At 66.5% G+C, this 15332-nt stretch carries 16 protein-coding genes; 3 read left to right on the top strand and 13 right to left on the bottom strand.

Annotated elements, in window-relative coordinates:
- A complete protein-coding gene (gene tolQ / locus GGQ62_RS03720) occupies window positions 1-696 on the bottom strand; it encodes a protein TolQ (RefSeq protein ID WP_152576440.1) in 696 nt (231 codons plus the stop codon).
- Window positions 696-1163 (bottom strand): tol-pal system-associated acyl-CoA thioesterase, encoded by a 468-nt coding sequence (ybgC, locus tag GGQ62_RS03715; RefSeq protein WP_243446594.1) that lies wholly within the window; start codon window positions 1161-1163, stop codon window positions 696-698. The genes tolQ and ybgC overlap by 1 nt, the downstream gene beginning before the upstream one ends.
- A 111-nt stretch (window positions 1164-1274) precedes the next feature.
- Between ybgC and GGQ62_RS03710 the strand changes: the two genes are divergently transcribed.
- Both GGQ62_RS03710 and GGQ62_RS03705 read left to right on the top strand, forming a co-directional pair.
- The gene (locus tag GGQ62_RS03710) at window positions 1275-3311 is read left to right on the top strand and encodes an amidohydrolase family protein (protein ID WP_243445961.1); all 2037 of its coding nucleotides are present in this window, start codon (window positions 1275-1277) and stop codon (window positions 3309-3311) included.
- The gene (locus GGQ62_RS03705; protein WP_152576441.1) at window positions 3308-4039 is read left to right on the top strand and encodes a GNAT family N-acetyltransferase; all 732 of its coding nucleotides are present in this window, start codon (window positions 3308-3310) and stop codon (window positions 4037-4039) included. Before GGQ62_RS03710 ends, GGQ62_RS03705 begins: the two co-directional genes overlap by 4 nt.
- A gap of 43 nt (window positions 4040-4082) precedes the next feature.
- Here GGQ62_RS03705 and rplS read toward each other — a convergent pair whose 3' ends face one another.
- The 7 genes from rplS to ffh all read right to left on the bottom strand — a co-directional run bounded on the left by rplS (window position 4083) and on the right by ffh (window position 8438).
- The gene (gene rplS, locus GGQ62_RS03700; protein WP_152576442.1) at window positions 4083-4463 is read right to left on the bottom strand and encodes a 50S ribosomal protein L19; all 381 of its coding nucleotides are present in this window, start codon (window positions 4461-4463) and stop codon (window positions 4083-4085) included.
- 1 nt (window position 4464) lies between these two features.
- On the bottom strand, window positions 4465-5196 hold the full coding sequence (gene trmD, locus GGQ62_RS03695; RefSeq protein WP_152576443.1) for a tRNA (guanosine(37)-N1)-methyltransferase TrmD: 732 nt from the start codon (window positions 5194-5196) through the stop codon (window positions 4465-4467).
- Between the two features lie 89 nt (window positions 5197-5285).
- The gene (locus GGQ62_RS03690; protein WP_152576444.1) at window positions 5286-5675 is read right to left on the bottom strand and encodes a type II toxin-antitoxin system VapC family toxin; all 390 of its coding nucleotides are present in this window, start codon (window positions 5673-5675) and stop codon (window positions 5286-5288) included.
- Entirely contained in the window at window positions 5665-5928 is a 264-nt protein-coding gene (locus tag GGQ62_RS03685; RefSeq protein WP_152576445.1) for an AbrB/MazE/SpoVT family DNA-binding domain-containing protein, read from the bottom strand. The genes GGQ62_RS03690 and GGQ62_RS03685 overlap by 11 nt, the downstream gene beginning before the upstream one ends.
- Before the next feature lie 31 nt (window positions 5929-5959).
- Window positions 5960-6442: a ribosome maturation factor RimM gene (gene rimM / locus GGQ62_RS03680; RefSeq protein ID WP_152576446.1), complete on the bottom strand. Its 483-nt coding sequence runs from the start codon at window positions 6440-6442 to the stop codon at window positions 5960-5962.
- 14 nt (window positions 6443-6456) lie between these two features.
- Entirely contained in the window at window positions 6457-6963 is a 507-nt protein-coding gene (gene rpsP / locus GGQ62_RS03675) for a 30S ribosomal protein S16 (protein ID WP_152576447.1), read from the bottom strand.
- A gap of 26 nt (window positions 6964-6989) precedes the next feature.
- Window positions 6990-8438, bottom strand: coding sequence for a signal recognition particle protein (gene ffh / locus GGQ62_RS03670; protein ID WP_152576448.1), 1449 nt, complete (start codon window positions 8436-8438; stop codon window positions 6990-6992).
- A 327-nt stretch (window positions 8439-8765) separates the two neighbouring features.
- Between ffh and GGQ62_RS03665 the strand changes: the two genes are divergently transcribed.
- Window positions 8766-10949: a sensor domain-containing protein gene (locus GGQ62_RS03665; protein WP_152576449.1), complete on the top strand. Its 2184-nt coding sequence runs from the start codon at window positions 8766-8768 to the stop codon at window positions 10947-10949.
- A gap of 5 nt (window positions 10950-10954) precedes the next feature.
- Here GGQ62_RS03665 and GGQ62_RS03660 read toward each other — a convergent pair whose 3' ends face one another.
- From GGQ62_RS03660 to GGQ62_RS03645, 4 genes are all read right to left on the bottom strand, one after another.
- Window positions 10955-11734 carry an SDR family NAD(P)-dependent oxidoreductase gene (locus tag GGQ62_RS03660; protein WP_152576450.1) on the bottom strand — a complete coding sequence of 260 codons (780 nt, stop codon included), beginning with the start codon at window positions 11732-11734 and terminating at the stop codon, window positions 10955-10957.
- A gap of 242 nt (window positions 11735-11976) precedes the next feature.
- On the bottom strand, window positions 11977-12504 hold the full coding sequence (gene moaB / locus GGQ62_RS03655; RefSeq protein WP_152576451.1) for a molybdenum cofactor biosynthesis protein B: 528 nt from the start codon (window positions 12502-12504) through the stop codon (window positions 11977-11979).
- 9 nt (window positions 12505-12513) lie between these two features.
- Window positions 12514-14442 (bottom strand): lytic transglycosylase domain-containing protein, encoded by a 1929-nt coding sequence (locus GGQ62_RS03650; protein ID WP_152576452.1) that lies wholly within the window; start codon window positions 14440-14442, stop codon window positions 12514-12516.
- The gene (locus tag GGQ62_RS03645) at window positions 14439-15194 is read right to left on the bottom strand and encodes a uracil-DNA glycosylase family protein (RefSeq protein WP_243446020.1); all 756 of its coding nucleotides are present in this window, start codon (window positions 15192-15194) and stop codon (window positions 14439-14441) included. The genes GGQ62_RS03650 and GGQ62_RS03645 overlap by 4 nt, the downstream gene beginning before the upstream one ends.
- Between the last annotated feature and the right edge of the window lie 138 nt (window positions 15195-15332).

Genomic DNA, 15332 nt, shown 5'->3' with positions numbered 1-15332 from the left:
CTATTTCGACTCCATATTGTCGAGCATCCGCGACAACAGCCCCTGATATTCCTCGGCAAAGGCCATCAGCCGCGCTTCCAGTCGTCCGACATTGTGGAGCAACCGGTTATAGCCGATCACGGCGGGAATGGCGGCGAACAGCCCGATGGCGGTGGCGAACAGCGCCTCGGCGATGCCGGGTGCCACCACGGCCAACGTCGTGTTTTGTGACGCAGCGATGGCGGTGAAGCTGCGCATGATGCCCCAGACGGTGCCGAACAGCCCGACGAACGGCGCCACGGCGCCGATGGTGGCGAGGATGTTGAGCCGGTCGCCGGCGGTATCGATATCGCGCGCGATGCTGACCTGCATGGCCGACGCCAGCCGGGTGCGCAGCCCGTCACGGTCGAAACGGCCGGTCGCCAGGCTCTGCCGCCATTCGTTCATGCCGGCGATGAACAGCCGCGCCGACGGGTGGTTGGCGCGCGCGGCGGGTTCGTACAGCGCGTCCAGGCTGTCGGCCTTCCAGAACCAGTCCTCGAACGCCTTGGCCTGGGCGTTGATCGCCTTCAGCTTGCGGGCGCGTTCGATGATGATCGCCCAGGACCAGATGCTGGCCGCGAACAGCCCGAACATGACGAGTTTGACGACAATATCGGCTTCCATGAACAATGCGAAGGGCGACAGGTCGGCGGCAGCTTTGGCAACGGGGTCCATCAGGCAGGCATAGCCTCTTGCATCAAAAGGGAAAAGCGGTCGTGCCACTGCCGCGAAAGCCGCTGTGGCCGACCGTCCATCGACAGGAACGCAGCCGTCACCGTGGCGCTGCACAGCAATTCGTCACCGCGCATGACCTGGTGCGACAATTCGGTGGCAGCGGCGCGGACGCGGGTGACGAAGGTGACGACGGTCAGGCAGTCATCCAGCCGCGCCGGCCGGTGCCAGGTGATGGTCATGGCATGGACCGCCCAGTAACCGTCGCCCGCCGCCATCGCGACATTATGGTCGACGCCGGCGTGGCGCAGCATTTCGGTGCGGGCGCGCTCCATGTAGCGCAGGTAATTGGCGTGATAGACGATCCCGGTCAGGTCGGTATCTTCGAAATAGACGCGGATCGGCAGGCGGTGGCGGCCTGCCGCAATGCGGCCGTCGGTCGGCTGGTCATTGGCGGTTTCCGGGTGCACGTCGCCGTCTTAGAGGAGGCGGCGAGGGCAGGGAAGCGCAGTCCACCGCATTTGCGCACCGTCTGCCCGGTGGCCCTTCCCTCCGGCTGGCGGCTGTGATGTATGGCGGCCATGAAGACCATGCCCGCAACGATGTTCCGCCTTGCCCTTTGGGCCACTGTCTCCGGCCTTGCCGTTTCGGCCGCATCCGCCGCGACCGAGACGTTCAGCGTCATCATGGGCGGCCGCAATGTCGGCCATCTCGACGTCGATACCAGCGGCCGCCACAGCCGCATCGATTTCGACTACAAGAACAACGGCCGTGGCCCGACAATGACGGAGGAACTCGACCTCGATGACGGCGGCCTGCCGGTGAAATGGACGATCAGCGGCGCCACGACCTTCGGCAGCAAGGTCAGCGAGAATTTTGCACTGGCCGGCGGCAGCGCTCGCTGGGTCGATTCGACCGGCCCCGGCGAAGCCCGGGTCACGCGCCCCAGCGTCTATGTCGCGCAAAGCGGCAGCCCATGGTCGCTCGGCCTCTATGCCCGCGCCTTGCTGAAGGCCGGCGGCACGCTGCCGGCGCTGCCCGGCGGCACGCTGAAACTGACCAGGGGCGAAGCGCTCACTGTCACCGGCGCCGGCGGCGCGGTCCCCGTCACGGCCTATACGGTCGGCGGCATCGAAACCCAGCCCGAAACCATATTGCTCGACGCCGGCAATGCGCTGTTCGCCTATATCACCCCCGATTCGATTATCGTTCGCAAGGGCTATGAAGGCGAGGAGGTCCGGCTGCGCGGGCTGGCCGAAAAATGGTCGACCGATCGCTATGTCGCCATTCAGAAACAGGTCGCGCACAATTACGGCGCCCCGGTCCGCATCCGCAACGTCCGCATCTTCGACCCCGCCACCGGCACGCTGACCGCCCCGATGGCGGTGCTGGTCAATGGCCGTACCATTGCCGCGGTCGAACCCGACGACAGCCCGGCGACCCCCGGTGAAGTCGCCATCGATGGCGCCGGCGGCACCCTCGTCGCCGGCCTCAACGAGATGCACGGCCATCTCGGCCAGGACAGCGCCCTGCTCAACCTTGCCGCCGGCATCACCACGGTGCGCGACATGGGCAATGACAATGCCGTCCTCGACACGCTGATCGACCGCATGGACGCCGGCATCATCGGCGGGCCGCGGGTGGTGCGCGGCGGCTTTCTGGAAGGCAAGTCACCGTTCAGCGCCAACAACGGCATCGTCGTCGACAGCGAGGCCGCGGCGGTCGATGCGGTGCGCTGGTATGCGGCGCGCGGTTACTGGATGATCAAGGTCTACAACAGCATGAACCCGGCCTGGGTGCCGGCAGTGGTGAAGGAAGCGCACCGCCTCGGCCTGCGGGTCGCCGGCCATGTCCCGGCCTTCGCCACTGCCGACCAGATGATCGCCGCCGGCTATGACGAAATGACCCATATCAACCAGTTCATGCTCGGTTGGGTCATCAAGCCGAGCGAGGACACGCGGACGCTGTTCCGCCTGACCGCGCTCAAGCGCCTGCCGGCACTCGACCTGCAATCGGCGCCGGTGCAGCGCACCATCCAGTTGATGGTCGATGGCAAGAAGGCGATCGACCCGACCGTGGGCATCCACGAAAACCTCCTGCTCAACCGTGACGGCAAGGTCGCCCCCGGTGCCGTCGACTATTTCGACCACATGCCGGTCGGCGAGCAGCGCAGCCTCAAGAAGGCGTGGATCGACACATCGGCAGCGGGCGACGATGCCGCCTATCGCGGCGCCTATGACCAGATATTGAAGACGGTGCGGATGCTCCACGACCGCGGCGTCTTCATCGTGCCGGGCACCGACACCGGCGGCGCGCTGACCTATCATCGCGAACTGGAGCTTCTCACCCAGGTCGGCTTCACCAACGCCGAAGTGCTGAAACGCGCCACCTTCGACATGGCGAAATACATGGGCGCGGACCAGCGGCTGGGCAGCATCGAAAAGGGCAAGCTGGCCGATTTCTTCCTCATCCCCGGTGACCCGGTCCGGGACATCAAGGCGATCAAGTCGATCGCCATGGTGGTGAAGGACGGCACTTTCTACTACCCTGCCGAAATCTACCCCAATTTCGGCATCAAGCCCTTCGCCGCCGCGCCGGCGGTGACGCTGCCCAAGTGACGCACCGCCGCGGCGCCGGTGGGGGGCAGGGAGACGGCGACGCCCTCGATCGCCCGGTCTGGAGCGCGCTTGCCACCGGCTGGGCCCATCTCGCCCGCGGCCCCGGTCCGGCGCGCCGCCTCGATCCCGACTACGGCCCGTTCGCAGCGACCGACGGGACGCCGGCCGGCGCCGAGGCGCTGCGCGGCTTGGCCGCCGACGGCACGGAACTCTGGCTGGTGGAGGCGCTGCTGCCACCGCTGCCCAGCGGCCTCGACATCACCGAGACGCCAGTGCTCCAGCTGGTCGCCGGCGCTGCCGTGACGCCGCCGGGTGATGCCGGCATCCGTCCGCTGGGCGAAGCCGATGCCGCCGAAATGCGCGCGCTTGCCGAACTGACCGCGCCCGGCCCTTTCCGCGCCAGGACCCATTTGTTCGGCGATTTTCTCGGCATCCACGACGCCGGCCGGCTGGTGGCCATGGCGGGCACCCGCATGCGCCTGCCGGGCCATGTCGAGGTCAGCGGCGTTTGCACCCATCCGGATGCCCGCGGCCACGGCCATGCGGCCCGGCTCAGCCGCGCCGTCGCGGCGCGGTTGCAGGCGCAGAGGATCGTGCCGTTTCTCCACGCCTATCCCGGCAATGCAGCGGCGCTGGCGCTCTACACGGCGCTCGGTTTCACCGTCCGCCGCGCGCTGCGGCTGGTCGCCATCAACGGCGGCGCCCAGATGCGCAAAAGCCACCCCTGACGGGGTGGCTTGCGTCCGATCGAGACGTCCGCGCCGGACCGGCTCAGGCAGTCTTTTCCGGGCGCGCATCGCGCTTTTCGACAATACGGGCCGACTTGCCCGAACGGCCGCGCAGATAATAGAGCTTGGCGCGCCGCACGACACCGCGGCGAACGACGTCGATCGTCTCGATGCTCGGCGAATAAAGCGGGAAGACGCGCTCCACACCTTCGCCGAAGCTGATCTTGCGAACGGTGAACGACGACCCCATGCCGCAATTGCTGCGGGCGATACAGACGCCTTCGTAATTCTGGACTCGGGTGCGCTCGCCTTCGACGACCTTCACCCCGACGCGCAGCGTGTCGCCGGCGCGGAACTGCGGGATGGCACGAACGGCCACCGCCTTGGCAATATTTTCGGCTTCGATCTGCTGGATGAGATTCATCTCATTCCTCCTTCTTCTTTTGTCGCGCGCCAGAGGGCGGTTGACCCGCGGCGTCGGAATGACGCTGCCAAAGGTCGGGCCGCCGTGACCGTGTGTCCGCTTCGGACCGCGCCAATCGCCAGGCGGCGATTTTCGCGTGATCCCCCGATCGCAACACTTCGGGGATCAGATGACCTTCCCATTCGGGAGGCCGCGTATAGTGCGGATGTTCGAGTAGCCCCGTTTCGAAGCTTTCGTCCACACCGCTCAAGGCCGCGCCCATTACACCGGGCAACAGCCGGACGCAAGCATCGAGCAGCACCGTGGCGGCAACCTCGCCGCCCGACAATATATAGTCGCCGATGCTGACCTGTTCGATGGCGCGTGCGTCGAAGATGCGCTCGTCGAAGCCTTCGAACCGCCCGCACAGAAGGGTCACGCCCGGACCCGCCGCCAGTTCGCGGACCTTTGCCTGGGTCAGCGGCGCGCCGCGCGGAGTGAGCGCAATGACCGGCGTGCCATTCGCCACCCCATCCACCGCCGCCGCGATGATATCGGCGCGCAGCACCATCCCGGGGCCGCCCCCCGCGGGCGTGTCATCGACGGTGCGGTGGCGATCGGTCGTGAAATCCCGGATGTTGCGCGCATCGAGCGACCACAGACCATCTGCCAGCGCCCGCCCGGCGAGGCTGTGGCCCAACGAGCCCGGAAACATTTCCGGGTAAAGGGTGAGGATGGTCGCGGACCAATTCATTCAGGTAGCTGTCCGGCCAAGGCGGCAGGGAGCCTGCCGCAGACAATGATTCTGACAGGAACAGCGCAGCGAACGCCAAGCGACATCACTCATGGTGTCGTCCAGTCTTCGACCTGCAATCCGCGTACATCGGAAAAATCCCGGACGTTTGCTGTGACCACGGTCAACCCACGGGACAGGGCATGCGCTGCAATAAGCCGGTCGAAGCGGCCCCGTCGGAATGGCAGGCGTGCATAAGCCTTTGCGGCGACCTCATCGAACGGCAGCGCAGGTACGACAGCCAATAGCGATTGCAGGCGTCTCATCTCGCGCTCACGACCCAGGCCCGTGCCGCGCAGCAATTCGGCAAGCACGATGGTCGAGGTCGCGAGCGCCCCTTCTTCAACCTGCTCGAGACGCTCGCGCAACCGTGGATGCGTTGCATCGAGGATGAAGATGCAGATGTTCGTATCGAGTAGATACCGGGGCTCAACCGCCATTGCGCTGGCGGGCCGCGACTTCGGACGGGCGTTCATCGAAGCCACGATCTTCGCTGGCAATCGGCTTAATTCCGGGGATGCTGCCCCAGATCCCGGTCAGATCGATCTTTCTGGGTCTATCCGCCACCGCTTCCACGATCCAGCGCCCCGGTTCCTCGCGGACTTCAACCGTCATGCCCGGTTCCACCGCGAAACTGGCGGGGAAGCGCACGGCATTGGCATTGCCCGATTTGAAGATCCTGGTCCGCGCCATTGCCGTCTCCCGTATACACGCCTCGTATATACTAGACCAGCCAGTCCCGATCAACCACCACCACATCGCCCACATCGGGCACACCCGGCGGCCGGAACGGCACCATCGCCGTCTTGCCGTCCGGCAGCGTGATCTCCAGGATATCCCCGGCGTTGTAATTCTCGATTGCCGTCACCGTGCCCACCGCCACGCCATCGGTATCGACAACGGCCAAGCCGATGATATCGGCGTGATAATATTCGCCCTCCGCCAGCGGCGGCAGGCTGGCGCGCGGCACTGCCAGCAGCGTGCCGCGCAGGCCCTCCGCCGCCGTCCGGTCGGAAATCTCGGCAAAGCGCGCCACGGCGCCGATCTTGTCGGGACGCAAGGATTTCAGCGTCAGCGTGCGACCGCCGGCGCTGAACACCTTGTGCGCTTCCAGGCTGTCCAGCCCCTGGCCGAACAGTTTCAGCCGCACTTCGCCGGTAATGCCATGGGCCCCGGCGATGGCGGCGAGGGTGACGGTTGCGGTCACCCCCGCGTTGCCGCTCAGGCTGCCGTCTCGTCGGTGGCGTCGGCGGCCGGTGCGTCGGCGGCCGGTGCTTCCTCGGCAACGGCGTCTTCGGCCGGTGCAGCAGCGGCTTCGGCTTCGGCGGCAGCGGCTGCTTCAGCGGCTTCCTTGGCGTCGGCTTCGGCCTTGGCGGCGGCGGCTTCGGCTTCGGCGGCCTTGTCGATGGCGATCTGGGCGCGTTCCTTGGCCTTTTCGCCCGGCAGACCCTTGGTCGGGTTCACCTTGGCGGTGCGGGTGCGCACGCCGGCGGCATCGAGGAAGCGGGCGACACGGTCCGACGGCTGGGCGCCGACCGACAGCCAGTGCGCGGCGCGCTCGCTGTCGAGCTTGATCCGCTCGGCATTGTCCTTGGCGAGCAGCGGGTTGTACGTGCCGATCTTCTCGATGAACTTGCCATCGCGCGCGTTGCGCGAATCCGTGACGACGATGCGGTAATAGGGACGCTTCTTCATGCCGCCGCGGGCAAGACGAATTGCAAGTGCCATAGTCTCAGTCTTCCTTCGTTTAACGTCTATCGTTTGGTGAATTTGTCGAAACCGGGGGGCAGGGCCTGGCCACCGAGCAGGCCACCGAGGCCGCCGAGGCCGCCGCCGCCCATTCCGCCGCCGCCCATCTTGGCCATCATCGCGGCCATGCCCTTCATGCCGCCCATCTTCTTCAGCTTCTTCATGGCGGTCGCCATGTCGAGCTGCATCTTGATGACCTTGTTGACCTCCTGCACCGTCGTGCCGGCGCCCTTGGCGATGCGGATCTTGCGCTTGGCGGTCAGAATCTCGGGCTTGGCGCGTTCCTTGGGCGTCATCGACAGGATGATCGCTTCCATCCGCCCCAGCACCTTTTCATCGATGGCGCCGCTGTCCATCGCCTTCTTGGCGGCGGCCATGCCGGGGATCATCCCCGCCAGCGCGCCCAGCCCGCCCATCGCCTTCATCTGCTTCAGCTGGCCGCGTAGATCGTCGAAATCGAACTGCCCCTTGGCCAGCTTGGCCGCCAGCTTTTCGGCATCGGCCTGTTCGATATTGGCGCTGGCCCGTTCGACCAGCCCGACGATATCGCCCATGCCCAGGATGCGCCCGGCCACCCGCTGCGCGTCGAACGCTTCCAGCGCATCGAGCTTTTCGCCCGTGCCGGCGAACTTGATCGGCCGTTCGGTGACAGCGCGCATCGACAGCGCCGCGCCGCCGCGCGCATCGCCGTCCATCCGCGTCAGCACGACGCCGGTCAGCGGCACTTCCGCCTTGAAGGCGCTGGCGACATTGACGGCGTCCTGGCCGGTCAGCGCATCGACGACGAGCAGGATTTCGTCGGGCTTCGTCGCCCCGGCGATCGCCGCCATTTCCGCCATCAGCGCCGTGTCGACGTTCAACCGCCCGGCGGTGTCGAGCAGCACGACATCGAAGCCCTGCAGCTTCGCCGTCTGCCGCGCCCGTTCGGCAATGGCGACCGGCTGTTGCCCGGCGATGATCGGCAGCGTCGCCACCTTGGTCTGCTCGCCGAGCACGCGCAGCTGCTCCTGCGCCGCCGGCCGCGCGACGTCGAGCGACGCCATCAGGACCTTCTTGGCCTTCTTCTCGGTCAGGAATTTCGCCAGCTTGGCGGTCGTCGTGGTCTTGCCCGACCCCTGGAGGCCGACCATCATGATGACCGCGGGTGGCGTCACATCGATGTTCAGCTGGTTGTCGCCTTCGGGCGCATCGCCGCCGAGCAAGGAGACCAGCGCATCGTTGACGATCTTGACGACCTGCTGCCCCGGCGTGACCGACCGCACCACCTCGGCGCCGATCGCCCGCTCGGTGACCTCGTCGATGAACTGCTTGACGACCGAAAGCGCGACATCGGCCTCCAGCAGCGCGATCCGCACCTCCCGCATCGCCGCGCGCACGTCGAGCTCCGTCAGCGCACCGCGCCCGCGGAGTTTCTCGAACACGCTGCCAAGGCGGTCTGAAAGGCTGTCGAACAAGGGCGAGGACTTCCGGTTGCAAGGGCCGCAACGAAGGGCCACGCCTCCAAACGAAATTACGCCGGCGGGCGAAACCTCGCCGGCCAGCGTGCATCCATGGACGCGCACCCCCCGTATGGGGACGGGAGGCGCATAGCGGGAAGGGCGTTACAACGCAACCCGCATGTCCGCCCAGCGCGCCGGACCCCTCGGCGCAGCTCAACGAAAGGTGAAGGAGTGGCATTTTTTGCGACTTTTGCAGTAGGCTTGCCGGCCAGGTATTCTCCGACGATCGGTGCAGCAAAGTGCGCTATCGCAGCATTATTTAACCCGAAAGGACCATAATTGATGTCCAGGGCTGTTGCGGAGGGGCACAAAATGGCAACGGATGAGTGCGACGCGATTTTTCGAACGTGCTTCGATATGGCACCTTACCCGGCTCTGATCCTTGATTGCGACCTTGTCGCGGTCACGTGTAACCTGGCGTACGAGCGCACAGCCCATATGACGCGGGAAGCGATGGTGGGCCGCCCGATCTTCGACACCTTTCCCGGCGTTGACGCGCAGTCGGTGATCCTGCGCGATTCGTACAACCGCGTGTTGCGAACAGGGACGTCGGATTTCGTGCCCCACCTGGTCTATGCCATCTCCGTGCCCGGAAGTTCGGGCCTTCGCGAGCGCCACTGGGCGGTGACCAACATTCCGCTGCTAGACAACGACGGCACGCTATACGGCATTCTTCACTGTCCGTCCGACATCACTGAACTGACGCAACTGCGTCAGGCAAACGCTGGCATCAGGAGCAGCAATCTCGATCCCAAAAGTCGGGAAAGCATCCATCTTTGGACGCGGAACGTGCAGGACATACTGCGGCTCGAAAAGTCACGGCTGCAGCGGCTGTTCCAGCAGGCCCCCAGTTTCATCGCCGTGGTGCAGGGCCCCGATCATATCTTCGAACTTGCCAATGATGCCTATTATCAACTCGTGGGTCATCGTGAGATAATCGGCCGCAAGGTTGCGGACGTCATGCCGGAGGTGATTGCCCAGGGGTATCTGGCAAGGCTCGATGCCGTCTATGCCACAGGCAGGCCCTTCACCGGCCGCGCCCTGCCGATCGAACTGCAGCGCAGCGCAGGTGGCCCGCTGGAGCAGAGCTACATCGATCTCATCTATCAGCCGATCTTCGATGAAAAGGGCGAGGTGACCGGGATCTTCGCCCAGGGCAATGATGTGACCGAGGCGTATCTGCTGGCACAGGAGGTGACCTATCAGGCGTCGCATGACTCGCTGACGGGGCTGTGCAACCGCCGGGAATTCGCGCGGCAGACACGCGCCGGCGTCGAACCCGGCTCCCACGCCCTCCTCTACATGGATATCGATCACCTCAAGATCGTCAACGACCGCTGCGGTCATGCGGCCGGTGACAGCCTGCTGATCCAGGTGGCGTCAGCGCTGATGGCGCATTGCGACGGCCCCGATGATCTGCTGGCCCGGCTGGGCGGCGACGAATTCGCACTGGTGCGGCGCAATTGCAGTCCGGAAGCCGCGGCCGCACTTGCCGACCGGCTGTGCAGCGCCGTCAAGGACATCAAATTCGTCTGGCGGGGCAAGCATTACGGCATCACGCTGAGCGTCGGCGTGGTGAATTTCGGGGAGACGGACATGTTGTCGTTCGAGGCCGCCCTCGGGCTTGCCGACGCAGCCTGCTTTCTGGCCAAGGAGAAAGGTCGCAACCGTGTTCAGGTGAGCCTGGAAACCGACGAGGAGGTCCGCCAGCAGCAGCGGGATATGGACAATGTGACCCGCCTCAAGGACGCGATGCGCGAAGACCGCGTCATTCTGTACGAACAGCGGATCGCGGCGTTGCAGGACGCCCATGCACAGCCGCAGATGATGTATGAGGTCCTGGCGCGGCTGCGCGAACCCGACGGCACGATCATCGCGCCGGCCAGTTTCATTCCTGCTGCGGAGCGCTTCGGCATCATCGAGGACCTGGATCGCCATATCGTCCGCAAGACCTTCGCGCATCTTCAGGCCCAGCCCGAGAGCCGACGCGATGAAACCTGCTATTTCATCAATCTTTCGGGCTTCACGCTCAGCGGCGAAGGTTTTCGCAGCTTCGTCGAAAACGCCCTTGCCGATTGCCCCGCTGTCCGGTCGTCCCATATCTGTTTCCAGGTCACCGAAACCGCCGCCCTCTTCAATGTCGAGCGCACCGCCGCGGCAATGCGCAGCCTGATCGCCATGGGTTTCCGATTCGCTCTGGACGATTTCGGCAGCGGCATGGCGTCGTTCAGCTATCTCAGCCAGTTGCCCGTCCATTATGTCAAGATCGACGGGGAGTTCGTCCAGGCCATATTGAAAACGCCGACCGGGGGGATCATCGTCGAGGCCGTGGCGACGGTCGCTCGCGCCATGGGCATGCGCACCATCGCCGAGTGCGTCGAGTTCGACAATCTGATCCCACCGCTCAAATCGATGGGGATCGACTATGCGCAAGGCCATGCGCTCCAGCGGCCGGTGCTGATGTAGGCCGACTATTCCGCCGTCACCGACTCGGCCATCTTCCGATGCCGTTCCGCCAGCATCGCCGCCGGCAGCACATGCGCCGCCGCCACCTGCAACTTGTTCTGAAACCCCGAAACGATATGCGCATCGCCGGCCATCAGCGCGGCCCAGCCGTCGCGGGCGACCTTGGCCGGATCGGCCTTGCTGTCGTCAGCGCCGACCTGGGTGTCGAGCATATCGGCGCGGTCGAAGAACTCGGTTTCGGTCGGCCCGGGCATCAGCGTGGTGATCGTCACCCCGTCGCTGTCCTTCAGCTCGTTGCGGACCGCGTCGGCAAAGCTGTCGATGAACGACTTGCTGCTGTTGTAGACCGCCTGGAAACTGCCGGGGATGAAGCCGGCGATCGACCCGGTGATCAGCAGCTTGCCGTCGTTGCGCGCCACCATCTCCGTCAGCACCTTCTGCACCAGGTACAGCGTGCCGGTGATGTTGGTGTCGATCACCTTGGTCCAGTCCGCGACCGACTGGTCGAGAAAGCCATGCCCCAGGCCGCGCCCGGCATTGGCGCAGACCAGGTCGAGCGGCCGGCCGTTCGCCGCCGCCAGTACCCGGTCGACGCCTTCGAAGGTCGACAGATCGGCCTCGATGGCGGTGACTGCGATATTCTTGGTGCGCAGGTCGGCAGCAGCGCTTTCGATCAGTGCCTCGTCGGCAGCGATGATGAGGTCATAGCCATTGTCGGCCGCCAGATGCGCGAGTTCGAAACCGATGCCGGTCGACGCGCCGGTGATGAGGGCAAGCTTGGCCATAGGAAACTCCGGTGGGAAAGGGTTTGCCTTTCAACCGGTGCGCGCCGCCGTGGTTCCGCTGTCCTACACCACGGCGGCCGTGATAATGTGACTTGTCGCGAGCGGGAAGGAGGGGGCGACGGCAGCCCGGGGAGCGTGACGCTCCTGCCAGTGCAAGCTATTGAAATTTCGGGATTCGCGAATCGCGCAAACCACGATTCGGTGTGACTTTCGAGACTTTCGGGGCACCTGTTCGGCCCGCGTCAGCGTTCCCGCAGCCGCGGCATCAGCTCGACGAAATTGCACGGCCGGAACCGGCTGTCGAGCTGGCTGGCAAGGATGCCGTCCCAGCCGTCCTTCACCGCCCCGGTGGAGCCGGGCAGGCAGAAGAGGTAGGTGCCGCGCGCCACCCCGGCGCAGGCGCGCGACTGGATGGTGGAGGTGCCGATCGTCTGGAACGACAGCCAGCGGAACAGTTCGCCGAAGCCGGGAATGGCCTTTTCCTGCACCGCCGCCAGCGCTTCGGGGGTGATGTCGCGCCCGGTGACGCCGGTGCCGCCGGTGGAAATGATGCAGTCGATGTCCGGGTCGTCGATCCAGGCGGTGAACTGCGCCACCAGCGCCGGCACATCGTCGCGAACGATAGTGCGGGCGGCGAGCACATGGCCGGCAGCGGTCAGCCGTTCGACCAGCGTGTCCCCCGACCGGTCATCGGCGGCGGTGCGCGTGTCGGACACCGTCAGCACGGCAATGCGGACGGGGATGAAGGCGGCGGTGGAATCGATCGGCATGGCGCGACCTTAGCGCCCGGTGTTGCCCGATGTCACATAATCGTCGTCGTCGCGCAGCACCGGGACGGGCCGGAACGGCGGCGGCTGCAGCGGCGGCAACACGCCCGGCGCCGGCGTGGCCATCGGCATGGCGACGCGCTTGATGCCCGGCGCCCCCGGCATGCCGGGAAAGCGCGGCCACAGGCCGGCGGCGAGCGCGTCCATGCTCGTCACCGGCGTGCCGTCGCGCAGCTGGTACATCCACAGGTTGCGCAGCACCACTTCGACATAGTGGCGGGTTTCCTTGAACGGGATCGATTCGATGAACAGCAACGGGTCGCCGCGATCATCGAGCGTGGTGTTCCAGCGCTGCACCGATCCCGGGCCGGCGTTATAGGCGGCGACGACCTTGGGCAGCAGGCCCTGGGTATAGCTCATGTCGCGCAGCGCCTCGAGATAGGTCTGGCCGACCTCGATGTTGAACGCCGGGTCGGCAAGGTCGCCGACGACTTCGACAGCGCCGTTCATTTCGGCCTTCACCTGTTTGGCGGTGCCGGGCATCAGCTGCATGATGCCCTTGGCGCCGGTCCGCGACGTGGCGGTGGTGATGAAGGTCGATTCCTGCAGGGCATGGGCAAAGACCAGGCCGCGATCGACCCGCCAGCCGCGGGCCGGCACCCAGTCCGGCGCCGGGAAGCGCGCGGACAACGGCGCATCGATGCCGATGGGTGGGCGCACGGCGAGGCTGTATTGCGTCGCCGGCAGGCCGAGCCGCGCAGCGAGGCGCAGAAGCGCGGGATAGGCGGTCTGCGGCGCCGTCTGCGCCAGAAAACGCAGCTCACGGTCGCCGAGCCCGATCTGGCCGATCTCCATCAGCGCTGCGGCCCGCCGGGCGCCGGGCAGGTTTTTGAGCACATTCCAGTCGGCGGTGATGAAATCCGGCTCGGCCCAATCCTGCACCGGCGCCAGGCCGAGCGTGCGGCGGGCGAGCAGGCCATAGAAACTGTTCGGCGCCTTGGTCGCCGCCTCCAGCCGCGGCGCGACAAGGTCGGGATTGCCGGCGGCGAGCCACGCCCGGCTGGCCCAGAAGGCGGCGGCAGCGGCAAGATCGCCCGACGGGTTCTTGGTTCCGACGAGGTCGAACATCCTTGCCGCGACATCATACTGGCCCGACCGGAAGGCCGCGAGCCCGGCCGTCCAGGCGCCAAGCGCGGCGAACTGGCCGGGGCCGGGCAGGCCCTTGGCGGCTTCGGCGCCCAACTGCAGCGCGGCGGCATTGTCGTTCTGGCCGTAATAGCTCCAGGCGATGCGCTGCGCCCATTCGGTGCGCGTGCCGTTGGAAAGCGATTCCTGCGCCACGCGCCAGCGGTCCGCCGCCTCGGCATTGCGATCGACCGCGAGCAGCGGCTTGGCGGCGGCCGCAAAGGCGGTATCGACCGCGCTCAATTCGGCACGGGCCGCGTAGGTAACGGTGCGGAAGGGCCGGGTCAGCGCCAGTGCCGGCAGCGGCGACGCATCGGGCGCCGGCAGCTTGGCGGCAAGCTGCGCGATCCGCGGCGCCTGCGGCATGTCGCGATTGGCGGCCAGCCATTCGGCCAGCTCGGCGCGCGACAATTTGCCGACACCGCGGGCGATCATGATCTGGGCGCGGGCGGTGTCGGTCAGCAACCCGGGGCCGATCGCCGCCAGCCCGGCTTCGGCCTTGGCGAAGCGACCGGCGTCGATGTCGCGGAAAATCTGGCCATAGGCCTGGCGGGCGGCGATCGAAAGCTGCGGCGGCACGGCACGCTGGCGGGCGGTGATGCCGGGCTGATGCGCGGTGATGGTCAGGTCGGAATCGCCGCTGGGCGCCGGAAGGGCCGCTAGCGGGCTGGCAGTCTGTGTGCTGGCAGTCTGGGCACTGGCGGTGCCGGACAGCAGCGCGGCGCCGGCGAGAAGGGTCAATCGCGAAAATCTCATGCCTCGCCCCTAATCCGCGCGGCAAAGGCCTGCAAGTCGGCCCAGGCCTCACGCTTGCGCGCCGGCTGGGCGAGCAGCAGCCGGGGGTGGCTGGTCGCGAGCATCGGCACTTCGGCGCCGCCGATCGTCAGCGCGCCCCAGCGGCCGCGCGCCGAGGCCAGCGCCATGTCGTCGCCGGCCAGCCCGGCCGCATGTTGCCCGAGCGCCAGCACCAGCCGCGGGCCGACCAGTTCGAGCGCGCGCGCAACGAACGGCGCAAAGGCGGCCAGTTCATCGCCGCGCGGCGCGCGTGCGCCGGTGGTCTGCCACGGCAGCCGGTGGAGGAGGGCGCAGCTTGCCATGTCGAGACCGATCGCCGCCAGCATGCGGGAGCGCAGCGTTTCTGCCGGCGATCCGGCTGTCTCGGGCTGGTCGCAGACGATGACGATGCCGCTGTCGGCAGCGCCGACCAGCAGCTGCGGCATGTGGTCGGCGCGTTTCAGCGGATGGGCGAAGGCTGCGACAGCGTCGACAAGTTGCGCGATCGTCGCGGCAGCGACCAGCGGCGACGCGTCGACCGGGGCGGCGATCGGCCGGGTGGGGGACATGACGACGGAGGGTGCAACAGGCGCCGGTGACACGGCTTGCCGCGCCGTCGGTGCTTTCAGCCAGGCGCGCGGCACGGCATCGACCGGCGTATCCACGCCGGCCGCGACGAGCCAGGCAAGCGCCGAGGCGGCATCACCGGGCGGAACGTCGAGATGACCATCCATCACGCTGCGCACCATGAGACAGTTGCGCCACTGGTCAACCCTGACAGGCTTCCGTATCTGGTGAATCATGGCAAAGGCACGATGGGGCGATGAACCCCACGGCAGGCGTGATTTCAGGATGTGGGGAAAAAGGCGATC

It is taken from the genome of Polymorphobacter fuscus, assembly GCF_011927825.1.
Taxonomy (GTDB): domain Bacteria; phylum Pseudomonadota; class Alphaproteobacteria; order Sphingomonadales; family Sphingomonadaceae; genus Sandarakinorhabdus; species Sandarakinorhabdus fusca.
The sequence above is the reverse complement of the archived record's forward strand: the minus strand, read 5'-3'. Positions and strand labels throughout refer to the sequence as shown.